This window comes from Flagellimonas myxillae (assembly GCF_023502235.1).
Taxonomy (GTDB): Bacteria; Bacteroidota; Bacteroidia; order Flavobacteriales; family Flavobacteriaceae; genus Flagellimonas; species Flagellimonas myxillae.
Map to the genome: position 1 here is coordinate 633,658 of NZ_JAMFLY010000001.1, position 22,918 is coordinate 656,575.

19 protein-coding genes are annotated in these 22,918 nt (G+C 42.2%); 8 read left to right on the forward strand and 11 right to left on the reverse strand.

What is annotated here, in order from left to right; all coding sequences use genetic code 11:
* Positions 1-76: 76 nt before the first annotated feature.
* Positions 77-1,210 carry a FecR family protein gene (locus tag M3P07_RS02965; RefSeq protein ID WP_249968405.1) on the reverse strand — a complete coding sequence of 378 codons (1,134 nt, stop codon included), beginning with the start codon at positions 1,208-1,210 and terminating at the stop codon, positions 77-79.
* 79 nt (positions 1,211-1,289) lie between these two features.
* On the opposite strand from M3P07_RS02965, the gene M3P07_RS02970 reads away from it, so the two are divergent.
* The 6 genes from M3P07_RS02970 to M3P07_RS02995 all read left to right on the forward strand — a co-directional run bounded on the left by M3P07_RS02970 (position 1,290) and on the right by M3P07_RS02995 (position 9,918).
* A complete protein-coding gene (locus tag M3P07_RS02970; protein ID WP_249968406.1) occupies positions 1,290-1,868 on the forward strand; it encodes an RNA polymerase sigma factor in 579 nt (192 codons plus the stop codon).
* A gap of 82 nt (positions 1,869-1,950) precedes the next feature.
* Entirely contained in the window at positions 1,951-3,918 is a 1,968-nt protein-coding gene (locus M3P07_RS02975; protein WP_249968407.1) for a sulfatase-like hydrolase/transferase, read from the forward strand.
* 153 nt (positions 3,919-4,071) lie between these two features.
* Entirely contained in the window at positions 4,072-4,239 is a 168-nt protein-coding gene (locus tag M3P07_RS02980; protein WP_249968408.1) for a hypothetical protein, read from the forward strand.
* A 997-nt stretch (positions 4,240-5,236) separates the two neighbouring features.
* Positions 5,237-6,511, forward strand: coding sequence for a ribonucleotide-diphosphate reductase subunit beta (locus M3P07_RS02985; RefSeq protein WP_249968409.1), 1,275 nt, complete (start codon positions 5,237-5,239; stop codon positions 6,509-6,511).
* A gap of 3 nt (positions 6,512-6,514) precedes the next feature.
* On the forward strand, positions 6,515-8,305 hold the full coding sequence (locus tag M3P07_RS02990; protein WP_249968410.1) for a ribonucleoside-diphosphate reductase subunit alpha: 1,791 nt from the start codon (positions 6,515-6,517) through the stop codon (positions 8,303-8,305).
* 335 nt (positions 8,306-8,640) lie between these two features.
* Positions 8,641-9,918, forward strand: coding sequence for an NRAMP family divalent metal transporter (locus M3P07_RS02995; protein ID WP_249968411.1), 1,278 nt, complete (start codon positions 8,641-8,643; stop codon positions 9,916-9,918).
* Between the two features lie 32 nt (positions 9,919-9,950).
* Here the strand turns inward: M3P07_RS02995 and M3P07_RS17815 are convergent, their stop codons facing one another.
* Positions 9,951-11,708 carry a carboxypeptidase-like regulatory domain-containing protein gene (locus tag M3P07_RS17815; RefSeq protein ID WP_249968412.1) on the reverse strand — a complete coding sequence of 586 codons (1,758 nt, stop codon included), beginning with the start codon at positions 11,706-11,708 and terminating at the stop codon, positions 9,951-9,953.
* 284 nt (positions 11,709-11,992) lie between these two features.
* Between M3P07_RS17815 and M3P07_RS03005 the strand changes: the two genes are divergently transcribed.
* Entirely contained in the window at positions 11,993-12,190 is a 198-nt protein-coding gene (locus tag M3P07_RS03005) for a hypothetical protein (RefSeq protein WP_249968413.1), read from the forward strand.
* A gap of 436 nt (positions 12,191-12,626) precedes the next feature.
* Here M3P07_RS03005 and M3P07_RS03010 read toward each other — a convergent pair whose 3' ends face one another.
* The 9 genes from M3P07_RS03010 to M3P07_RS03050 form a co-directional block, all read right to left on the reverse strand.
* On the reverse strand, positions 12,627-13,067 hold the full coding sequence (locus tag M3P07_RS03010; RefSeq protein ID WP_249968414.1) for a Dabb family protein: 441 nt from the start codon (positions 13,065-13,067) through the stop codon (positions 12,627-12,629).
* 260 nt (positions 13,068-13,327) lie between these two features.
* Entirely contained in the window at positions 13,328-13,696 is a 369-nt protein-coding gene (locus M3P07_RS03015) for a DUF7009 family protein (RefSeq protein ID WP_249968415.1), read from the reverse strand.
* A 13-nt stretch (positions 13,697-13,709) separates the two neighbouring features.
* Positions 13,710-14,954: a sulfate reduction electron transfer complex DsrMKJOP subunit DsrP gene (dsrP, locus tag M3P07_RS03020; RefSeq protein ID WP_249968416.1), complete on the reverse strand. Its 1,245-nt coding sequence runs from the start codon at positions 14,952-14,954 to the stop codon at positions 13,710-13,712.
* A gap of 33 nt (positions 14,955-14,987) precedes the next feature.
* Positions 14,988-16,142, reverse strand: a complete 1,155-nt coding sequence (locus M3P07_RS03025; protein WP_249968417.1) for a 4Fe-4S dicluster domain-containing protein — start codon at positions 16,140-16,142, stop codon at positions 14,988-14,990.
* 18 nt (positions 16,143-16,160) lie between these two features.
* Positions 16,161-16,778, reverse strand: a complete 618-nt coding sequence (locus M3P07_RS03030) for a cytochrome c3 family protein (protein ID WP_249968418.1) — start codon at positions 16,776-16,778, stop codon at positions 16,161-16,163.
* Complete coding sequence (locus M3P07_RS03035) at positions 16,775-17,470, reverse strand: nitrate reductase cytochrome c-type subunit (protein ID WP_249968419.1); 696 nt, start codon at positions 17,468-17,470, stop codon at positions 16,775-16,777. Before M3P07_RS03035 ends, M3P07_RS03030 begins: the two co-directional genes overlap by 4 nt.
* A 1-nt stretch (position 17,471) precedes the next feature.
* Entirely contained in the window at positions 17,472-19,802 is a 2,331-nt protein-coding gene (locus tag M3P07_RS03040; RefSeq protein ID WP_249968420.1) for a molybdopterin-dependent oxidoreductase, read from the reverse strand.
* Positions 19,803-19,804: 2 nt separating this feature from the next.
* Positions 19,805-20,044 carry a hypothetical protein gene (locus tag M3P07_RS03045; RefSeq protein WP_249968421.1) on the reverse strand — a complete coding sequence of 80 codons (240 nt, stop codon included), beginning with the start codon at positions 20,042-20,044 and terminating at the stop codon, positions 19,805-19,807.
* Positions 20,045-20,167: 123 nt separating this feature from the next.
* On the reverse strand, positions 20,168-21,457 hold the full coding sequence (locus M3P07_RS03050) for an alginate export family protein (RefSeq protein ID WP_249968422.1): 1,290 nt from the start codon (positions 21,455-21,457) through the stop codon (positions 20,168-20,170).
* Positions 21,458-21,691: 234 nt separating this feature from the next.
* On the opposite strand from M3P07_RS03050, the gene M3P07_RS03055 reads away from it, so the two are divergent.
* Positions 21,692-22,885, forward strand: coding sequence for a hypothetical protein (locus M3P07_RS03055; RefSeq protein WP_249968423.1), 1,194 nt, complete (start codon positions 21,692-21,694; stop codon positions 22,883-22,885).
* Positions 22,886-22,918 lie beyond the last annotated feature (33 nt).

Genomic DNA, 22,918 nt, shown 5'->3' on the forward strand with positions numbered 1-22,918 from the left:
CAATTTAGACATCGGGAAGTGCTGGTACCATTTCCCGATTTTTGTTTTGGTTGTTTTTAGTTCATAGAGTTGTTTTTTAAGGGTTAATTATAATTTGGCGGTTAGAAATCCTATAATTGAAGGGGTTTGTCCTTTGAAAAGTGTTCAAAATTTGCTCGACCGTTTCAATGTCAAACCTTCCTGTAAATCTTTTTTCATTCAGCGCCAAGTTATTGTTGGTGATAATTACATTGTAATGGCGTTGTAGCTTACGGGCAATATTTTCAAATTTTTCGTTTTTGAATATCAATTGGCCATCGACCCAAGCGATGTAACCAGATACGTCTACTTGTGTTATAGTAATTGGAGCTTTTCCGCTTATTGAGGCCATTTGGTTTGGTACCAATTTGGTGTGCTTTTCTGGATCAAATCTGGTTTCTTCTTCAAAAACTCCTATACTGCCCTCCACCAATACAATTGATGTTTCATTGTCCTCCGAATAAGATGTTACATTGAACTCGGTTCCGAATACTTCTGTGCTGGCCCCATTTGCCCTGACTATGAAAGGAGATTCATCATTCTTCGTTACCTTAAAATAGGCTTCTCCCTCCAAAAATACCTCACGCGGTACGTTTGGCGCAAAGTGGGCAGGATATTTTAGTCTTGACCCAGCATTGAGATAGACATATGTTTTGTCCGACAACTCAACTTCAAAGGTTCTGCCATAGGGTACATTAAGGATGTTATATACTATTTCACCAGATTCTAGATTTCCATTATAACTTAGTGTTTCGCCATTTTGAGTTGCCACCACTTCTTCATTGTTTTTGGAAGTTATTGATCTTTGGCCGGATACATCCAAAATGTATGTACCGCCATCAGTTTCCAAAGTGACCTCATTTATGGGCAGGTCGGCAGTAGGTTGTTGGTTAAGGTGGTATACCAAATAACCCATTGATATAGTTATTATAAGCATTGCCGCATACCTCAAATATGGCTGTATCCTTATAACTTTTGATTTGGTATTTTTATCCTGTCCGGTTCTTCGTTCAAAGACATCGTAGGCTTTGTCAACATCGAACAAAGGGCTTTTGTAATGTTCGGCCAGGTGTTCTTTGAACATTTTTTTGTTTTCAGGCACGGACACCCATTCTTGTAAAATCTTTAAGTCCTTGGCAGAGATTTTATTCTCTAGATAGTCCTTTATTATATATTTTATTTTTTGCTCCACGTGCTGAACTATTTTATGTTATGACAACCAATAAATGGAATACCATGCATTTATTTGATGTTTTTTTTTATTTTTCGGGATGCAAGTGGAAAATGATGATATGGTTTATGATGAAGATGTAGTGGTAAAGGGGTTGAAAAAGGGCGATAGAAAGATATATCGGTTTTTGTTCGATACCTATTATACAATCTTGTGCCTTTACGCCACCAGTCTTACTCTTGATAGGTCCAGCGCGGAGGATATTGTGCAGGAAGTATTTATAAAACTGTGGGCAAAGAAAGATAGGTTGCATATAGAATCTTCCCTTAAAAACTATCTCTATAGGGCAGTTTACCACACTTTCTTGAACGAAAGAAAAAGGAATAGTAGAAAAACGAACGATCTTGACCAAGTTCATGTCGAAGTGCTTCAAGCTTCTATACAGGAAGAGGAACAATCAATTAAAGAAAAATTGGAATGGATCAACACACAAATTGAACAGCTTCCGAAAAAATCCAAGGAAATATTTATAATGCACAAAAAGAGAGGGCTTACCCACTCTGAAATAGCACAAATACTTGGGGTTTCGGTAAATACCGTGGAAAGCCACATAGTCAGGGCATTAAAACGAATTCGTGAAAAGTTGCCAAAACCTTTGATGCTCTTCTTTTTTGTCTGATCGGGATTCTTTGTTTTGTATTATTGTCTCATAGAAATTTTATACTTTTCCTTCTGTAAGTAACCCCTTAAACTACAGTGGGATGAAAATTAGATTTTCAGTTCTGTCCTTACTTTTTCTTTCAACCTGCATATTCCTTTCGGCACAGGAAAGACCAAACATTGTATTGATTTTTCCAGATAACCTTGGAATTGGCGAGGTTGGGGCATATGGAGGCGTCAGGGGTGTGCCTACCCCCAATATAGACAAGATAGGGGAAGAAGGGATCCGTTTGACCAATTTTAATGTGGAGTATACCTGTGTTCCCTCAAGAATAGCGATACTTACGGGTAGGTATGCCACAAGGACAGGGGAAAATTATTTTAAGGGAATACCCTTATGGGAGAAAACAATTGCAGAAGGCCTGAAATCTGTTGGGTACTCCACAGGTCTCTTTGGTAAATGGGACGTAGGGGGTCCCAATTGGGAAGGAGTCCGCGCGCCCACCGACCAAGGCTTTGATGAATGGTACGGTATTCCGGGAACCAGCCATGTGGCCCAATTTCCATCCATGGAGGGATTTAATCAAAACTTGCATCCGATTCCATATATCTGGGAAGGAAAGGTGGGAGAAGTATCCAAAAAAGTTAAACCGTTCAATCCTGAAACCAGGCGAACTCTTGATCGTGAGGCCGCAGAAAGGGGTATCCGTTTTATGCAGCGAAGCGTGGCACAGGAAAAACCGTTCTTTATATATTATCCCATGACCCAATTGCACTTTCCGGCGCTTCCACATCCCGATAAGGAAGGCTCAACAGGGGCTGGGGACATGGGGGATTCCATGGCTGATGTGGACCACAATGTAGGTCTTCTCCTTTCTGAATTGAAGCGATTGGGCATTGAGAAAAACACCTTGGTCATCTGGTGTACGGACAATGGAGCTGAGATGCGCAGGCCTTGGCGTGGTTCTCCAGGCCCTTGGAGGGGATTTTACAATTCGGCCATGGAAGGCGGAATAAGGACACCGTGTGTGGTCAGATGGCCGGGTAGGATTAAGCCGGGCCAGGTATCCAACGAAATGTTCCACCAAGTGGATTTGTTCACCACCATAGCAGCTGCGGTCAATGCCGCCGATATAGTCCCAACGGACCGCATCATTGATGGGGTTGACCAGCTTCCGTTTTTAGAGGGAAAACAAAAACAGTCCAATAGGCAGAGCAGCATTTTTATGAACGGTTTCGGAAATGTCATGGCCGTTAAATGGCATGATTGGAAGCTGTGGTACAACTTTAAGACAGAAATACCGGATCCAAACCCCGATAACCTGGTACGATTGTTCGACCTAAGGGTCGACCCAAAGGAAGAGAACGATGTCAAGGATTATTATCCATGGGTGGTGGGAATCATGGACAGCATAGTAAGGGATTATGAAAATTCGTTGGTGCAACATCCCAGAATACCTGAAAGTGCCAATGAGGCAGAACCTTATATGCCTGCGGCAAAAGGTTCAGGGAAAAAAGTACAGACTTATTGGCGAACTGACAGAGAGGTGCTCGCGAAGCGTTCTCCTGCCATGAAAAATCCAAATTTTTCAGGCACATGGTCCACAAAGGTGCTGCACACGGTATCGGTCATCAATCGCAAAGAGAAACCGAAAATTCCCGATTTGGGTAGTGGGTGGGGAGACCAAATTTCGATATACCAAACGCCTAAAATCATGGAAGTGGAAAGGGTGGTCTTCATACCTAGGGAGATACAACCTTTGGTAAAATACAAGTATGCCCTTGATGGATCCAAGACACAGATTAAAGTGGACGTGGGCCGATCGGATATTGTGCCTACATCCACAACAAAATGGGAAGGGGATAGATTGGTTATTACTACCTCTTATCCATTTCAAGACCTAATGACAGGGAATTGGATGCAAGGGAAGAGCATACTGACCATGTGGCTGCAACCGGCGGAACAAACGCCATGGGAACCTCGTTTGATTGTTGAAACCACTAGGGAGGGTGTTTTGGGTGGAATAACAACTACAAGTAGGACCGTCTATGTCAAAGGATATCGATGAGGTGGAGGTAGACCGATTTGTTGCATGGTCAGACATTCCCCAAATAAACACTTCAGATTTACTTTACAACTCAGCAATTGGATGGGGAGCTATTGTGGGGCAGTGTAAATATTTTAAGTATTTGATGGATACATTATTCTACTCAGTTTTTGCATGATAAACGTACATGCTCAAAAGGCATCCCTTAACAAAGATGAAGAACTCATCCTAGCAAATTTTAAGAAACAAGAAACTTGCTGGAACGACCAAGATATTGAGTTCTATAGGCAAGCATGTTCCACTTCGGATAAAATTCAGACTATATCTCCTCAGGTAGGGTAACTTTTGGGTATGAAAATACCATTTCCAATTACAAAAAATACTTCCCCAAAGGAAAAATGGGAAACCTCCAATTTGATGAGTTCAACCTTTGAAGACAATCAAAAAAGCTATATTTCGTAACATGTCGCTTTAACTAAAAATTCAAAGGTCGCGAATAACTATTACGAAGTTGGTTTTCGGTCATTATAAAAAAGGAGAAGGGAAGTTGGTTTATTATCACCGATCATTCAAGTTGAGGAAAACAAGTGGATATTTATGGTCTTTTTGAAGCAAAGATGGCTTTTTCATAGTGTGTGATTATCGGAAAATTGCAAAATCGGCAGCATTCATAAAAAGTTGAAATGGAAGTTATAGAATACGCGAAATAGTAGTTAAGAATAATATAGATAGAGCTATGTTTAGAATACATTTTGAAGTTTTTTACAATTAGGTTAAATTTGGGAATAGCAAAACACCCATAAATTTTGCATCAGAATGTACTGATTTGAACCAAGTTCAGAGTTCGGTGAATCAGTTCAGAAGATTAGTGTAAAATATTGATATACAATCATTTGCGATGGCTATATGAATCCAGTCATCCCGACAAGCTAAAGCAGAAAAGCTCTCGTAGAAAGTTTACTTTCTTAAGAGAGCTTTTTGCGTTTAGAGTAAATTAAAGTCTGCTTTAATTTGCTACAAACCCGTTCTGGATGCCCACAGTGAATCCAGTTATCTCGAAAAAATAACAACAAGGTTCTCGTAGGAAGTTTACTTTCTTATGGGAACATTTTCATTTAGAACCAATTTTATTCCTTCCTTTATTGGGTTTTCTGTGTTTTGTTTTAAAGCGTTGATTTTTAATAATTTAAGGATTTAAGTGCCAATTTTTGTCCTTCTAGGGATGTCTGTTGATAAGATTGTGGAGAACCTCGTGCACTTATCATAAAATTAAAGTAAAGAAAATGTGAATTTTACACATAGGTTATTTTAAACCGTTCCAGTCTAAATCAATTTTTTTATGGAGATTTCGCATATCACTAAAAGGGATTTTAGCACAAAACCCTTTGAATTATACAAAATTACCAATGCAATTTTGAAGGCAATGACGGCTGTGGAGCACGGTCAAATGTCGGATGCCCAAAGCATAGCACAAGGCGTTTATGAAGCTCTTTTGGAACGCAGGGGACAAGACGAAAACTACGTTCCCACGGTGGAGGAAGTGCAAGATATTGTAGAGCACAAATTAATGGCCAGTGAATTCCAAGATGTAGCCAAGGCCTACATTATTTACAGGAACCAACAGGCTTTGAGCAGGCAATCCAACATTTTTGAGAAGCGCATCAACCTTAAACCATATGAATACCCTCAGTTATACGAATACGTGCCCGCCATACGTCATTCTTATTGGATTCACACAGAGTTCAATTTCACCAGCGACATCCAAGATTTTAAATCCAGATTGACCGAAGTTGAGCGTAGTGCCATCAAAAATACTATGTTGGCCATTTCACAAATTGAGGTGGCCGTTAAGACTTTTTGGGGCGATATCTATCACCGAATGCCCAAACCGGAAATTGGCTCGGTAGGAGCCACTTTCGCGGAAAGTGAGGTACGTCACCACGATGCCTATTCCCATTTGTTGGAAATATTGGGATTGAACAAGGAGTTCGAAACCCTCAAGAAAAAACCTGTGATCATGAAGAGGGTCCAGTATTTGGAAACGGCCCTTAAAAACGCCAAAAGCGAGGACAATAAGGAATATGCGGAGTCCATTTTGCTCTTTTCCCTGTTCATCGAACACGTTTCCCTGTTTTCACAGTTCTTGATCATCATGGCTTTCAATAAGCACAAAAACATGTTCAAGGGTATTTCCAATGTGGTGGAAGCGACTTCAAAGGAAGAACAGATCCATGGGGATTTTGGTATTGATGTAATCAACATCATCAAAAAGGAAAACCCAACTTGGTTCGATGCCGAGTATCAGCAAACGATTCAGGAGTTGTGCGATAAAGCCTATGTCGCGGAGAGCAAAATTGTAGACTGGATCTTTGAGGAGGGCGAACTTGATTTCTTGCCAAAGGACGTCGTAAATGAGTTTATCAAAAACCGTTTCAACAATTCACTGGAGAGCATTGGCATCCAAAAAATGTTCGAAATCGATCAAGCATTGATAAAGCAAACCGAATGGTTCGATGATGAGATTATCGGCACAAAACATGGGGACTTCTTCGTAAAAAGATCCATTAACTACAGCAAAAGAACACAAAGTATAACCAGCGACGACCTTTTTTAAAATATGGAAAACAAAACCTTCGAAAAACCAAGCATCCAAAACGAAACCACCACAACCCAAAAACTGGTCGATGCCAGAAAAAAGGGTCTCACAGATCTTAAAACTTCAAAGGACAACGAGGGATTTAAATGGCTCAATGAACACAGTAGAAAGTTTTTGGGCTCCGGCTACCTAACAGAAGGAGCGACCCCGGAGAGTCGTATCCGGGAAATTGCGGATAGGGCGGAACAAATTTTGCAGATTCCAGGCTATTCGGATAAGTTCTACAACTATATGTCCGAAGGGTATTTTTCCTTGGCGTCGCCCGTTTGGTCCAACTTTGGAAAGGAACGTGGATTGCCCATTAGCTGTTTTGGTTCCCATATTGATGATGATATGGGCAACATTCTCTATACCCAATCTGAGGTTGGGATGATGTCCAAATTAGGAGGTGGTACCTCAGGGTATTTTGGTAAAATAAGACATCGCGGGGCTCCGGTGAAAAATAATGGGGAGGCTTCTGGTGCGGTGCATATTATGCAATTGTTCGAATCCATGGTCGATGTGGTTAGCCAAGGTTCGGTAAGACGAGGGCGTTTTTCTCCCTATCTACCGATAGAACATCCAGACATCAAGGAGTTTTTGGAAATTGGAACAGAAGGAAATCCTATTCAGCAACTTACGCATGGGGTCACCGTTACCAACCAATGGATGCAGGAAATGATTGATGGAGATGTGGACAAGCGTACCATTTGGGCCAAGGTGTTGCAGTGCAGGGGAGAAATGGGATATCCCTATGTCTTTTTTACGGACAATGCCAACAATGGCAGCGCCGATGTCTATCAAGACAAAGAACACAAAATCTATGCAAGCAACCTATGTACGGAAATCATGCTGCCGTCCAACGACAACTGGTCGTTTGTTTGTGTGCTTTCCAGTATCAACGTATTGCATTATGACAAATGGAAGGATACCGATGCCGTGGAGACCATGGTGTTCTTCTTGGATGCCGTGATCACAGAATTTATTGAAAAACTGGAAGTTTATCGGGATTCCGCCAATAGGGAGGATCGCCAGACCTTTTTGTTTATGGAGCGGGCCTACAACTTTGCCAAGGAAAACAGGGCCCTGGGCTTGGGCGCACTGGGTTGGCACTCCTTATTGCAATCCAAACGAGTCGCATTTAATAGCCAAGAAGCATATAATTTGAACAACGAAATATTCAAAGCCATTAAGGAGCGATCGTACAAGGCCTCTGAAGCTTTGGCGGAACGTTTTGGGGAGCCTAAAGTGCTTAAGGGATACGGTAGACGAAATGCAACCCTTAACGCCATTGCACCCACGACCTCCTCGGCTTTTATTTTAGGTCAGGTATCCCAAGGTATAGAGCCCATTTGGTCCAACATCTATGTGAAGGATATAGCCAAGATCAAGGTTACCATTAAAAACCCTTTTTTAATGGATATGCTAGAGGAAAAAGGGCAGAATACAGACGAAGTTTGGAAAAGTATCCGGGATCGGGATGGGTCCGTACAACATTTAGACTTTTTGACCGATGAGGAAAAGGCAGTTTTTAAAACGTATTCGGAGCTTGATCAATTGGATGTTATTTATCAGGCTGCAGCAAGGCAAAACCATATAGATCAAGGCCAATCGGTAAATATTATTGTGCATCCCGATATGCCCACAAAGGATATCAACAAAATACACGTTACTGCGTGGAAATTGGGCCTAAAATCCCTCTACTACCAACATAGCATGAACGCGGCACAAAAGTTCAAACAGAAGAAAGAATGCACCAGTTGCGAAGCATAGCAAATTGTATTGGCCCATTTGGCAAGAAATGTTTGGCTTAATGTTGATAAATAGCAAGATATAGGAGTGATGATTCATTCATCCAAAAAAAAAGCACCGATTTTATCGGTGCTTTTTTTTTAATACGATCAATTGAATTTCAATATTTTGAAATAGGTAATGTTCATTCCCAAATTAGGCTGATCACCTAGGTGGTAGAAGTTATGGACTATTGTGGTGGTTGTGAAAAATGGTTTAGCAAAGAATTGTCATTACGCAATTGCCGATTTAGTTGCTTATATTGCTTTAGATGACAATCCGCTTGGTCATCACAAGAACCTAACCAAACTAAACAAATGGATAATCATCCGTCAACCAAAAACTCTTTTGTCAAAAAACTCCTTGCCCTTATTTTGGCATTTGGTCCCGGCATTTTTGCCATTGGATATACCATAGGTACGGGAAGCGTTACTTCGATGATAGTTGCTGGCAGTACCTACGGAATGCAATTGCTGTGGGTATTGTTGTTGAGCTGCGTGTTCTCGGGCATTTTGATGTTCGTCTACGGCAATTACACTTTGATTACGGGGGAAACGGCCCTATTTGCCTTTAAAAAACATCTAAAATGGGGCAAGGTCATGGCGATTATGATCATCGTCGGGGTCGCCCTGGGCCAGTGGAATTCCTTAATGGGAATCATGGGGCTTTCCGCCAATATTATTTATGAAATTCTGGCCATTTACTTTCCAGGAATTGCACCTTACCAATATGAAACCGTTCTTCTTATAGCCATCCTGGTAACAATAATAATGTATGCTTTACTCTTAGTGGGCAAGTACAGCTTTTTCGAGAAGATTCTTGTCATTTTTGTTACCATTATGGGGCTGTCCTTTCTTATATCACTCTTTTTGGTGTATCCCTTGCCATCAGAGGTGCTGGGCGGACTTGTGCCCTCGGTTCCAAAAGTGGAAGGCGGACAGATGATGGTTGCCGCTTTTGTAGGGACCACCATGGCTGCAGCCACATTTTTATCACGCCCCCTTTTCGTAAAAGGAAAGGGATGGACCATAAAAAATTTGAACGAACAAAAAAAGGATTCGATTGTAGCCGCAATATTGGTGTTCATGATAAGCGCAGCCGTGATGGCGGTGGCCTGCGGAGCCCTTTTTCATGAAGGCAAGCCAGTAACCAAGGTTTTGGATATGGTTTACACCCTTGAACCGGTCGCAGGAAAATTTGCGCTTACCCTATTCTTTTTTGGAACCTTGAGCGCTGGACTGTCCTCCATTTTTCCCATTTTACTGATCGCTCCCATCTTAATTGCGGATTACCAATCCGGGGAGTTGGACACCAGCTCCCGACAATTTAAGACCATAACCGCCTTTGCGTGCTTGTTTGCCCTCATAGTTCCCATATTTGGGGCCAATCCGGTGGAAATGCAGATCGTCTCCCAGATTTTCAATGTGTTTGTACTTCCCTTAGTGATTGTTGGCATCCTCTTGCTGATCAACAATAAAAAATTGATGCAGGGTCATAAGACTGGAATTGCTGTTAATTTGGGACTTATCGCTGCCCTGTTTTTTTCGTTGATCATATCTTACAATGGCATATTGGCATTGACGAGTTATTTCTAGGATAGGGGCAACCCACAGTGAATACTGCTTATCTAGGGAACAAGGGTTTCTTTTTGGTTGTTAATGGCGAACAACTGAAACTTTAGGTTGGGTTGGCTAAGTTTAAAAACCCGTATTTCCTTTTTTTCTGACGGCTTACCGTAGTCAAAGTACACTGTTGCCTTTAGGTAGGTAGGGGTAACATCAAGGTCTCCTAAATAGTTGATGTTTATTTTCCAATCCCCTTTGGTGTTGTCGTCCAAAAAGAACTGCTTACTGCTATACCCTTTTATTTTTGCTGTGTTTTGGCCGGTTTCTTCATGGGATGCATGGTTGCTCCAACTATCAAAATAACTCAAAGGATCTACCACTTGAAGTTCAAAATCGGCATCACTGCGATTCCATTCCAAGACCAAGCGGGTGTCATGGTTGTCCAGTTTCTTTAAGATACCATTGTTATCAAGAGAAGCGTCTTTGCCAACCAAGCGAATCAAATTGTCCGACTCTGTTGCCATCAGCAAATCGCTTCCATATTTATCATAGGGAATTGTATCCAAGATGGAAACTGCTCTTTCATATTGCGTATACACCAATAGGGCTTTGTTGTAATTCCCTGTTTGCGCATAAGCGTTAGCCAGGTTTCGATGCGATTGCGCATCTCTCGTTTTAAGTTTAAGTGCTTTTAAATATAATTCCAATGCAATATCCCATTGACCCAGTTCCTCGTAATGGAAGGCAAGGGCTTTTAGAAATTCTGCATTATCCGAAAGTTCGGAATTGGCCAGATCCAGGATTTCTTTAGACGTTTTGGTATTCTTAAATCTGTCTTTGACAAAATTGGCTATTTCCAGAAAATCCGAAGGGGAAGGTTCGTTGTTGGATTCCACTTGCTTTTTGAGCAATCTAAAAACCTCTTTTTCCGTTGCGGCTTTTTCAAATGCTTTAAGATGGGAAGCAATATTTGGAACATAAGGGGCAGGTGCAAGCGCCTTATGGCTTAAACTGTCCATAAGCGCACCGTTGTCGTAAACCCTGGTTACTCCTAGTTCATCAATACGATTGGCCTGCTTGGTATTGATGATGATTACGCCTCCAACACCTTTTGGTCCATAACGTCCTATGGCCCCGTTCCCAATCATTACAGCAATTCTATCAATTTCATCCACGGAAAGATAGGTGGGTGGTCTTTCATAATATATGCCATCTACCTCATATATGGCCGGTGTTTCCCCCCATATGCTAAAATCCCTTAAAAAAACTGAATCCCTTGTTTCACTGATTCTCATGGTGGGATAATACACTCTTAGGGCTTCGAGAAAATCGATGCCGATGGCCCTTAAATCTTCCTTGTCTATGATTCTCATGGATGACGAAGATTTATCTTTATCCAAAATGCCGCGGGAAGTTTTTATAAGATTTTTATCGTAGGGATAATCCGCCATCAATTCCTTTTGTGACCGTCGCAGGCCTCTTTTGATTACGACCTCATCCAATTTTTCTGTTTTCGTGTCCAACCGAACATTGGGGTTATCCAAAATTTCGTCAACAGTTACCTCGACAGTTTTCATTCCCACATAGGAAAACATCAAAACATCTGTGGTCTGAACCACGATGGAATATCGCCCTTTTTTATTGGTCTTGGTGCCTTTAGAAGTGCCCTTTACAGTGACATTTGCGTGGGAAACAGGTTTGCTGAGATGCGTAACATGACCATGTATCCGTATTGCTTCCTGACTATAACCAGATGGGCAGCATAAAACAGCCCAAAGAAAGAGTATCGGCTTTAGGTTATATGGATTTTTTCGTCCCACCTGATAGGATTATTTAACACGTTTTCAAGATATAAGATAATAATTTGAAACTACTTAGTTGTTAAATTAAATTAAACGAACATTGTAAACTCGGTGTATTAAATGCTACTGAGCTGCCGCTAGATTATAACTAGTAGTTACGGAAACAACCAACAGCCAGTCTCATCATAAGGGACTATTTTTTTTGGATTAAGTTTGATATTAGAATATGGGTTGATTGCAACAAGATGCAATCTTGCGGCAGTGATGGGCAATGTCTAGTTAAACTTCCAAACCAATGTAAAATGAATATAGGAAAACTAGTAATCGGAATATTCTTGGTGCTATTGTCTTTGGCGTATTTTGTCTACACTTTACGAAGTATGTTGAAAGATGAGAACTATAGGCCAATTCTATTTTCCTTTGATATTAAAATATTATTTGCCACCGTTGCGATTTGCGTTGTTGGTTTAATCTTAATTTATCGTGAGGTTTTTGAGTAAAAAGAATCTATTTAATTTGTGTAAAGGGAGTATGAGTAAATGCATACATTTTTAGGAATTGGGACGAAGTTAATCTTACTTTATGAAAAAAGTTTTGAACATTATAGGTGTGACCTTGGGCTGTTTTGCTATGTATTATCAGGTGTTAAACTTTGTCTTTGTTAATCTAAATAGAAGTTCCAACGATACTAAAAACTATATTTTCGATGACATTGCTCAACTAACAACAGTTTTAATTTTGCTTTTATTCATACTTTTTTGCTTAAAAAGTTTGAGGGAAGCTTAATAGCACAGCTACCGCTAGTTTCCAACTAGTTGTCAAAGAAACAACCAACAGCCAGTCTTTTTGTTAGAGGATTTTTTTAGACCAAGATTTATATCGGAACAATGAATGTTTGCCACAAGATGCAATCTTGCAATAGGGCGGGGTCTAAATCTAGGGTGAGCGTGTCCAATAGTCCATGACCAGCACATCTTCAATATGCGGCGAAGCCAGTTCCACAAAAGCTTTATGGTCTGGATGGGGGAGGTAGGCGTCCCTGTCTTTTTCGTTTTTGAAGGTGATAAAAAAACAATGGGTAAACCCTTTATCCAACCCCTCCGGACTGTTGTTCAATCCCCACTCATAATCCACTATTTCCTTTATTTTGGACGATAGGTCCCCAAAAGTGTCCTCAATTTGCTTTAGTTGTTCCGCAGTAGTTTCCGATTTGAACTTAAACAGCACCACATGCCGAAGTACACTATCTTGTGGCATAGTATTCCCCGCAATTTGTTCGTTGTTACTTGCCATTTCTTCGATTTTGGTTGATGCATTCGCGGACATAAAGCCCAATGTCACTACTAGGATTGGAATTAGTGTTCTAATTGATTTCATAACGTTCATTTGACCATGGTCGAATTTAGAAAAAATTACCGTTGTATTCCCAATTCCCAACTATTCACTAACCACATGGCCAAATTCCAAAATCCAAAACTCTAAAAATCCAACCATCTACCATCCAGCCCAAAACAATTTTTCAATTCAATTGAAAAAAATAGAATTTAAGGATCGGAAACAATAAGGTGTTTGCAACAAAGCTATTCGGGGTAAAATAATCTGGGATTGATAGTGCGTGCAACTGTTTTATAGCGAACCTAACATTCTGCCATTGGGTTAGGGTAGTTGTCCGATTGATCCTCCAAGGTATTGTCCAAACAGGCAAAATCTTTTTCTAGTAGGAGGAACAGCTCTTGTCCATTCTCCAACTTCATATAGTTTTGGAAACCCACCAGATCGTTCTCAAACCACACTTGGCTATCACTTTTTGGAACATACAGTGTAATGGTATTCTCCTTGAAATCTGCTTTTAATTCTTTTATGTTGTCAAGAGCTTGTACGCCATAGTCGAAAGAAATGTGCCCGAACGCTGTTTTTTCCGTAAAACTTCCAGTTCTTGAAAAGGTTTCCACCTCAGATTTGGTAAGTCTGAACCGAATTGAATTTCCTTTGATTCTAATTTTCATTTTGTTGTACCGATTAAACTGTTTCTGATTTCAGTATTTTCTTCTTTTTATATCTCAATTTACCCAATTCTATACCAATCGAGGTTTTGGCCAGCATTGTAAAAACAAAGGCTCCCATGGCCCAAATGCCCAGGGTGACCCAGATTTCAATCCAAGTAGGGGTATATTCGGCTATTTTTCCATAGGGTCCTGGGATAAACCCGGGAACGATAAGTCCAAATCCTTTTTCAATCCAAATGGCCACAAAGAGGATAAAACAACAGAAGTATAAAACCTTGGTGTTGTTACGGAGTTTATGGAATGTCAATAACACGGTTGCCAAAACATTTAGCGGAATTGCGGTCCAAATCCATGGTAGCAATGCCGTTTTTCCTTCCAATCCAAAAAACAGATAATAGGCACTTTCGCTATGGTGTGTTGGGGCATAAAACTCTTTAAAAAGCTCGGATATGAGCATGATCAGATTGATCTGGGCCGCCACGGTTACGATCATGGCTATTTTGCTGATCGTCTTATCCTCAATTTTAAATTCCGAAAACTTTCGGATGGCCGCCAATACCAAAATGATCAAAGCTGGGCCTGCGGCAAATGCCGATGCCAAAAACCGTGGTCCCAAAAGGGCGTTGTTCCAAAACGGACGCGCTTGGAGACCTTCGTATAGGAATGCGGTGACCAAATGGATGGCCACGGCCCAAAGTACCGATATGATGGACCCCGGAATGTACACCTTGGATTTTGCCTCTTTTCCTTGATAGTGTCGAAAAAGGATGTACAGCGGAATGGTAATATTGATAAAGAGGTAGCCATTGAGCACGATCACATCCCAGGCCAGCATTGAATTGGGGAAGTTAAAGACGCCAATCCCAGGAATCATATGCCATAAAACGGATGGACCTCCCATATCGGCCACCACAAAGGCCAGGCACATCACAAGGGCGGCTACCGCAAGACCTTCCCCGATCAAGACAGCCTGTTTAAAGTCGATGTCCTTTAATACATAAGTGGGCATCACTAGCATAACGGCCGCTGCTGCAACTCCGACCAAAAAGGTAAAGTTGGAGATGTACAATCCCCAGCTCACACGGTCGGTCATTCCGGTAACACTTAGTCCTTCATCCAACTGAATGGAATAACAGTACATACCGATGAGCATGATCACGGTTAAAAATATCATCCAGATATGGTAGGTTTTGGACCCATGGGTGATGTAGTCCAAACTGTCCTTCACCATATGTCGAAATGCCCTAAATGTTCCCATTCATTTTGTTTTTAATCTTGACCGATTGCATTCTTAATCCATAAAATACCAGAACTTAGGTTCGGTTCCCAGGTCTTCTTTTAAGCGAAAAACCTGCTTGTTCTCCAATACCCAACGAATAGTGCTATTGGGGTCCAGCAGATTACCAAAGATTCTGGCACCTGTGGGACAAGCCTCTACACAGGCAGGATCTTTCCCGGCCCTTGACCGCTGCACGCAGAACGTACATTTTTCCATAACCCCTTTTTTGCGCAATCGATTCCCAAGGTAATGTTGGTTTTTATTGATTTCGTCCTCAGGTACTTCAGGTTTGCTCCAATTAAACCGTCTTCCATCATAGGGACAGGCGGCCATACAATAGCGACACCCGATGCACCAATCATAATCGACCACCACAAGACCATCTTCTTCTCTCCAGGTGGCCTGTACCGGACAGACATTCACACAAGGGGGATTGTCGCAATGGAAACACTGGGTTCCCATATAAAAATGCCCCTCTGCGGGTACTTCGTGGTAGTAATTGTCATCCGCCTCGTTAAATTTAAAACCCTCGCCATCTTTCATCTCATGGATGCGGATATACTGCATTTGTGAATTGCGGTCCTGGTTGTTCTCCTTTACACAAGCACTTACACAATCCATGTATCCCTGGCACTTGGAAATGTTGAAAGCGTAACCGAACAACACATCTTTAGAGGCATCGGCAGCGGACATTTTGATGTTTTCCTTTTTTCGCAATTGATAAGACCGCACCAAGCGATCTACGGTGGCTTGCTTTTCTTCCTGGGTCATTAGTTTGTAGTTGCCCTTAAACTGTTCTTCCCAGTCAATCTGTGCTTTTTCCTTGGCTTCCTCCCCAGAGGTCACGCTACACGAGGTGTGTACGGCCCCAGCCCCTACCAAGAGGCTCGCGGTGAGCTTACGAAAGGCGGTTCTTCGGTCCATTTTCCTATCGAACACCTGTTGAAAACCGTCCTTACGTGTTTGCGCAACCATAGAATCTTCCATAAGCTCTTGTTCCACAGCTGCATCGAATTCCTCAGCAGAAATAGTGAGGTCGTTTTTGGGAGGTTCAGTTGCATGCGAACCACAACCGCCACTTGGTTTGCCACATCCGCAGCTGCCAGCAACAGCCTGTTTTTGGCCAAGGCCTAAATCCAATTGAAACCATTTCTTTTTATCTCCCATCTTACACGTGTTGACTGGCTATTTTCTTTCGTTCTCTTTTTCGGTATTGAACCGTACGGGCCATTTTGAGCCTATTTGGGGCCTATGGGGGTTATGGCAATTTATACAGGTCATTGCGGCCCTGGGTTCTGCCCATCCGCCAATATTCTTCCCATGGGCGCCTCCTTTCCAATCTTCAAATTGGGCACTATGGCATTGCGCACACAATTGATAGCTCTGGTTAAAATCAATCGTATTTCCTGTTAAGCTATGCAGATTGTCCATATTGGTTCCATTGTGACAAGTGGCACAGTTCATCGCATTGGCGTTGGCATGGTTTAGTTTGATATCCCAATGTGCCTTTGGTTCTTTAGGACCTTTTTGCAGCTGGGCCAAAGATTTTGAATGACATTCGGTGCAGGCAAATGATTTTATCTGTCCCTTTCGTTCTGGAATCAAGAAGGTGTGTCCTCCCTCTGTTATTTCGATGGTATTGATGTCACCAATATATGCTTCTGAAGAAATTCCCGGGTCTTGATAGTGTTTGCCCTCCTCTTCGATTTTTTCTTTCAAGCTATGGTACTCACCTTCTTTATGCTTGCAGGAAAACAAACCGCACAACATTATGATGCTAAAAACTATTCCGAGCTTTTTCATTCTATATTGGTATTGGCCCTTACGAACAGTTCAACATTTTTTACTTCTTGCACTTTGGGGACATGGCATTGTCTACAGTTGACCCGCTCTGGATGGTCGAACCTTAGTTCTTTTACGGCTGCCGGTCCTGCATGGCAAGAAAGGCAGTTTTCCCTCATCTGCAATTGATGCGGGATTGTTGGGGGACTACCGGGTAAAGCATTGTTCACTCCCACCTCTGGTGCCGGTTTCTTATAAAAGTTGGTGGTGACAAAGGTCGATGTTGTTTGTTGCTCTAGATGACATTGCTTGCAATTGATCATTTCCGGGTGCGGTGTTACTGGTGCGTAGGCATTGAACTTGTCCACAAACCCCCCGTTTTGGTGACACTGCAAGCAAACATTGCCCCCCATACCAAGTTTTTCTTTGACGGGGTGGGGGATGCTAGGGGGAGCTCCGGTATAGGCTCTGTTGCTATAATACGTATCCAAGGTTCGCTGATGGTTTTCATCAACAGGCATGTTAAGATAGTCAATGGCGTACTGGGAACGTTCGAAAACCTTTTTCTCGGACGGAATTACAGGAATTTCACTGGCCTCATGAATAGGGATGTAGGCTTCCTCAAGACCCTGGTAATAGCTATAGGTCCAATTCGCCAAAAACCCAATGAATAAAAGGGCAAAAACCAACAAGATTCCGACTCTTTTTTTCATCTTAGGCTTTTTCCACTTTTACAGCACATTTTTTATAATCCGGTTCTTTGGAAATCGGACAGAAGGAATCTAAAGTGATGTCATTGATGAGCATGTTCTCATCGAAAAAGGGCACAAATACTTGCATGGGAGCCGGTACACCTCTTTCATTGACTGATGCAGGAAGGGTTATCTCGCCCCTTCGCGTAGTGAGTTTTACGGAATCACCGGTACGTATCTGCATTCGTTTGGCGTCCTCCGGATGTAATTCCACGTAGGCATGTGGCATCGCTTGGTGCAATACAGGTATCCTCCTTGTCATAGACCCCGTATGCCAATGTTCCACAACCCTTCCGGTTCCCAACCAAAATGGGAATTCCGCATCTGGTTCTTCCGCGGCTGGCTCGTAGGGGCGCTGCCAAATGATGGCCTTTCCGTCTTTCTTTCCATAAAAGTGAAAGTCCTTTCCATTGGAACAAGCTGGGTCATATTTAGCGTTAAAGCGCCATTTGGTCTCCTTGCCATCCACATAGGGCCACATGGCTCCGGGTTGGGTTTTTAGCACCTCGAGGGGCGCCATATTGTGTTTTTTATTATCGTGATGTCTTCGGTATTCGTTGTAAATCTCTTCGATATGGGTTTCGTCCTTATAGTAGAACTGCTTTTCAAATCCCATGCGTTTTGCCACCTCAATCAGTTGCATTGTATCACTCATGGCCTCCCCGGGCGGCTCCACCATTTGTTCAAAATATTGGGTGCGACGCTCGGAATTTCCATACATTCCCTCACGTTCCACCCACATGGCAGAGGGCAGAATCACATCCGCTATGTCGGTTGTGGGGGTAGGGTAAATGTCCGAAACCACGATAAAACGGCCTTCCTTTTTGGCACCGTCGCGGTATCTTTTGAGTTTTGGCATAGTGACCATGGGATTGGTGACCTGAATCCACATAAAGCGGATATCACCCCTATCCAAGGCCCTGAACATTTCCACGGTATGATAGGTGGGTTTTGGAGCAATGTTTTCAGCAGGAACATCCCAAATTTTCGCAGCAAACTCCCGATGTTCTTTATTCATGACCACCCCATGCGGTAATTTATGGGTCAAGGTACCTACTTCGCGAACGGTTCCGCACGCACTGGGTTGACCGGTTAAAGAGAAAGGGCTGTTTCCAGGACTTGAAATTTTTCCTGTGAGCAAATGGATATTGTACACTAAATTGTTTATCCAGGTTCCCCTGGTGTGCTGGTTCATTCCCATGCACCAAAGGGACATCACCTTTTTATTGGGGTCTCCATAATGGGCTGCCAAATATTTAATGTCCTTCACGGAAACCCCAGACAGCTTGGAAACTTTCTCTGGGGTATAATCTTCCAAAAATTTCTTGTATTCTTTTAAGGAGACCGGTTCCGGCTTGTCTGTGAATTTATAGTTGTCTTCCAGACCGTACCCCATATTGGTCAGCCCTTTTCTAAAATTGCAATGTTCCTGAACAAATGCATTGTTCATCCAACCATTATTGATGATTTCGTGGCAGATGGCGTTGGCAACAGCCAAATCGGTTTGTGGATTAAAGATGATGGACTTATCGGCAGCCATGCTGGTTCTTGTAGTGCGCGTGGCAAAATCTATGATTTTCACACCTCTCTTTAACCGCTGATCCAGCAGACGAGAGAACAGCACAGGATGCATTTCCGCCATATTATTGCCCCAGAGCACAAAGGTGTCTGCGTGGTCTATGTCTTCATAACATCCCATGGGCTCATCAATTCCGAAGGAGGTTAAAAAACCTGTCACCGCGCTTGCCATACACAAACGCGCATTGGCCTCTACATTATTTGTTCCTATACAACCCTTGAATAGTTTGGAAGCGACATATCCATCGGGAATCGTCCATTGTCCCGAGCCGTAAATAGATACTGCATCTTTACCATGTTCTTCAATGGTTTCCTGCATTTTGGAAGCCACTAAATCCAGAGCTTCCTGCATGGAGGTTTCCACATATCTTCCATTCTTTTTGACCAAGGGTTTAGTCAATCGGTCCTTGCCATACATGGCCATGATGGAATGGTAACCTTTTACACAACACAATCCTTTGTTCACAGGGGATTTTGGATCTCCTTTTACCGCAACCGCCTTGCCATTTTCAGTTCCTATGAGCACCCCACATCCCACACCGCAGAATCGGCAAGGTGCTTTCTTCCAATCCAACTGGGCACCTGTAGGAATCCCTCTTTCTTGTTCTTCGGCAAAAATGATTCCCGGGAACATCCCGGCTGCAGCTGTCATTGCCGACAACATGGCCATTTTTTTAATAAAATCTCGCCTGTTGGTTTGCACGGATTGATACATATTTATGCGTTTTTGGGAGTATTGAAGCCAGAAACCATGGCTAATAACTTTAAACTCTTGATTGTTTCCAATTGGATTTTTAATTGGGCTTCCTCTTCTTTGCTTTCAGTGGCAGTGACCAAGGCGATTACATCCCGGTTCTGGGCAGGCACTGCATCACAGGCCTCGATGGCCGAAAGCTCCTCTAGAAGCTCCTGTTGCTTCCCCTCGTGTGGATGTGCCAAGTAGCTAGTAATAGGCATTTTGCCAGTTGGTTTTAAGGTTTACGATCACATCTTGGTCTGATAGGAAAGTTAATTCCTAAACTACCTTTAAGATATTGGTTTATTCCATATAAAAGACAGAAAAGTCCTAATTTAGAATCATTATATTTTTTCTGGATTCTTCAAGTCCATTTGTAATAGCCGAGGGTTGATAATAAGTTGGGCCCATGCCCAATTATTGGTGTTGTCATGGGGTCTTCCTCCCTTTATGAAACTCATACTCTCTGCTGCGAACATATGGGAATATCCAAGGTTGAATTTTATGCCCTTACCAACATTCTGGGTGTATACCAAATCCAATTCCGTTCCTAAATATTTGTCTGAATTGTTCGTCAAATTGGCATTGGCGGCGAAATAGTGGGCCTTGACCAATAAGGTAGATTTTTCACCGGTGCTGCAAACCATCTTCGCGTACAGGTCGTTGAGTCCAATATTATTGGCGTGGTTGCCCACATAAAAGTAATCCATGAACCCATTGAATTTGTGATTCGTACCATATAGGGGGAAAAAGGATTTGTTTTTACTTTCTCCATCTTGATTGGTTCCGCTCAGAACTTCAATTCCTATGGCATACAAGGTTTTGTTAGGTTTATAACCTGCTTCAAGGGATGCTTGGTAAGCGCTTAAATCTGTAGTGGCATTTGCTTTGCCGAACTGGTAGTAGGCACTACCGGCCAGATTGATATTGTTCCAGGGAAATTTGAAATAGGAACCAGCAGTATGTCTATAATACACCCCATCTGGAATATCCGAATTCGGTCCAGTGAATTTCTGGAACCCTGTGTTCAAAAGCAGAAAGCTAACCGAATTGTTTTCCCAGGACTTGTTAAAGTGCGCATATTGCATCGCCTTATACGTAAAAAATCCTTGAATGTTGTACACGGTTCCCTCGTTGGACTGTCCTTCCTGGCTAAACGCAAAACCTAGATCAGTGCTAAATCCGTTTTTGGAATATTTAATAAGGGCTGCATCGTGAAACCGACCCTGCATCGCCCAATCCAGTCCACCAAAAATGCGTTGATCATCGTATGAAAGTACTTGCCTACCGGCCTTAAGTGACCAATGCTCATTCAGGTAAACCTGTCCCCAGGCTTGAAAAAGTGAAAAGGAGTCATTTCCATCAATCGGCAAAATCTGCCTAGTGTCACCCCAGGTACTCACATCCTGTACGCTAATAAAGATCTTGAACATCTCATTGTTATATCCAATGTTCAAGCGTGATCTTTGCGCAACGAAAGCCGCGGGGTCGGCATCGTTGGGAAAAAGGTTGTTAAATCCATGGCGGTATTCAAACCTTGACCTTAAATCGGCATCAACCACAAATTGGGCATTTAGGTCAACCATCGAAATGGTATACGCAAATAGAAGTAATAGAAATGATTTACTTTTCATACCTGACATTTTTAGAAATTTAAATCCATTGTAAAAATCCATCTTATTACCCTTACGATTCTATGACATTTGTCATGATTTTGAAATCGTTCTGGAAAACACGAATACATCGTTGCTTATCTTTCACAACATAACAACTTGATTATAAGTAAGTTTAATGAATTTATTTAGTTATTGTGCCAATTCCGATTGGAAAAGAAGAAAAAGGTGTTTTAATTTGGATTGCTTTTATCAATGTTGACTCAAAAACAACTCTTAGTAGCGCTTTTATACTTTGTGCTAGCGGCTTTTATCGGATTGCTTCTTCGTCTTTTTGTGATTTTTCCGTTGGAGGTGCCTTATAAATTCCTTGTACATACACACTCCCATATCGCCCTTTTGGGCTGGGTGTACGTCGCCCTTACCACCTTGATCTATTCCATATTTTTGAGAGGGACTTTGCACGTTAAAAAATACAAACGGATTTTCTGGTTCACCCAATTCACCCTTGTGGGCATGTTGGTGACCTTTCCCTTGCAAGGGTATGCCCTGTTTTCCATTATTTTCTCCACGCTTTTTTTGGTGGCCTCCTATTGGTTTTTTGGCTTTTTTCTGCGTCGTTCCCAACCTGCTTTAAAAGGCACCCCGGCCTATCTATGTATTCGTGCCGCCCTGTGGTATATGGTTATTTCTAGTTTGGGGCCTTGGGCCTTGGGCATGATTATGAACACCCTTGGGCCAACCTCCATGTGGTATCGGATGGCCATTTACTTTTATCTCCATTTTCAATACAACGGCTGGATGATGATGGCCCTGCTGGGGCTTTTCCTAGTTGTTATGGACCAACGCGGATTCCAGATGTCAAAGCAAAGTTTTAAGGCCATTTTTTGGAGTGCAAACGCAGGCATTGTGTTAAGCTTCTTTTTGTCTGTGTTGTGGATAAAACCTCCTGTATTGTTCCATATAGTTGGGGGATTAGGTGCTCTTTTTCAGATAGGGGCTTTGGTACTCTTGCTTCGCTGGATTTTAAGGCAGTCAAAAAATGGTTATGCCCTGGGTCCCAACGCGCTTTTTCTTGGGATATTGATCATCCTAAAATTTGGCTTACAGCTGATAAGTTCCCATCCCTATTTTGCCCAGCTTGCCGCATCCCAATTGGATTTTACTATCGGCTATCTGCACCTTACGTTTTTGGGGGTAGTTACCTTAGGTATTTTTATGCTGTGCGAAGCAATGGGCTACTTAAAGGTTTCAAAGGCCGCATTCCTAGTATATACCATGGGTTTTTTGCTCACTGAGGTTTTGATTTTTTATCGGGGAATTGCTGCCTGGTTGGATTTTTCAGTAGTACCGAACCACTCAATGCTGTTGGCCCTTGCTAGTGGCGTAATTGTATTGGGGTTGATCCTGTTATTTGTGGATAATGTAAAACAACTATCATCGGGATAAGAAGTCTTTTTTTATCCGCCTTGGATTTCGCTC

What these genes read in the sequence shown, in the direction of transcription:
- M3P07_RS02970 (WP_249968406.1), top strand. Translation starts at nt 1,290, where the DNA reads ATGCAAGTGGAAAATGATGATATGGTTTATGATGAAGATGTAGTGGTA.
- M3P07_RS02975 (WP_249968407.1), top strand. Translation starts at nt 1,951, where the DNA reads ATGAAAATTAGATTTTCAGTTCTGTCCTTACTTTTTCTTTCAACCTGC.
- M3P07_RS02980 (WP_249968408.1), top strand. Translation starts at nt 4,072, where the DNA reads ATGATAAACGTACATGCTCAAAAGGCATCCCTTAACAAAGATGAAGAA.
- M3P07_RS02985 (WP_249968409.1), top strand. Translation starts at nt 5,237, where the DNA reads ATGGAGATTTCGCATATCACTAAAAGGGATTTTAGCACAAAACCCTTT.
- M3P07_RS02990 (WP_249968410.1), top strand. Translation starts at nt 6,515, where the DNA reads ATGGAAAACAAAACCTTCGAAAAACCAAGCATCCAAAACGAAACCACC.
- M3P07_RS02995 (WP_249968411.1), top strand. Translation starts at nt 8,641, where the DNA reads ATGGATAATCATCCGTCAACCAAAAACTCTTTTGTCAAAAAACTCCTT.
- M3P07_RS03005 (WP_249968413.1), top strand. Translation starts at nt 11,993, where the DNA reads ATGAATATAGGAAAACTAGTAATCGGAATATTCTTGGTGCTATTGTCT.
- M3P07_RS03010 (WP_249968414.1), bottom strand. Translation starts at nt 13,067, where the DNA reads ATGAAATCAATTAGAACACTAATTCCAATCCTAGTAGTGACATTGGGC.
- M3P07_RS03015 (WP_249968415.1), bottom strand. Translation starts at nt 13,696, where the DNA reads ATGAAAATTAGAATCAAAGGAAATTCAATTCGGTTCAGACTTACCAAA.
- dsrP (WP_249968416.1), bottom strand. Translation starts at nt 14,954, where the DNA reads ATGGGAACATTTAGGGCATTTCGACATATGGTGAAGGACAGTTTGGAC.
- M3P07_RS03025 (WP_249968417.1), bottom strand. Translation starts at nt 16,142, where the DNA reads ATGGGAGATAAAAAGAAATGGTTTCAATTGGATTTAGGCCTTGGCCAA.
- M3P07_RS03030 (WP_249968418.1), bottom strand. Translation starts at nt 16,778, where the DNA reads ATGAAAAAGCTCGGAATAGTTTTTAGCATCATAATGTTGTGCGGTTTG.
- M3P07_RS03035 (WP_249968419.1), bottom strand. Translation starts at nt 17,470, where the DNA reads ATGAAAAAAAGAGTCGGAATCTTGTTGGTTTTTGCCCTTTTATTCATT.
- M3P07_RS03040 (WP_249968420.1), bottom strand. Translation starts at nt 19,802, where the DNA reads ATGTATCAATCCGTGCAAACCAACAGGCGAGATTTTATTAAAAAAATG.
- M3P07_RS03045 (WP_249968421.1), bottom strand. Translation starts at nt 20,044, where the DNA reads ATGCCTATTACTAGCTACTTGGCACATCCACACGAGGGGAAGCAACAG.
- M3P07_RS03050 (WP_249968422.1), bottom strand. Translation starts at nt 21,457, where the DNA reads ATGAAAAGTAAATCATTTCTATTACTTCTATTTGCGTATACCATTTCG.
- M3P07_RS03055 (WP_249968423.1), top strand. Translation starts at nt 21,692, where the DNA reads ATGTTGACTCAAAAACAACTCTTAGTAGCGCTTTTATACTTTGTGCTA.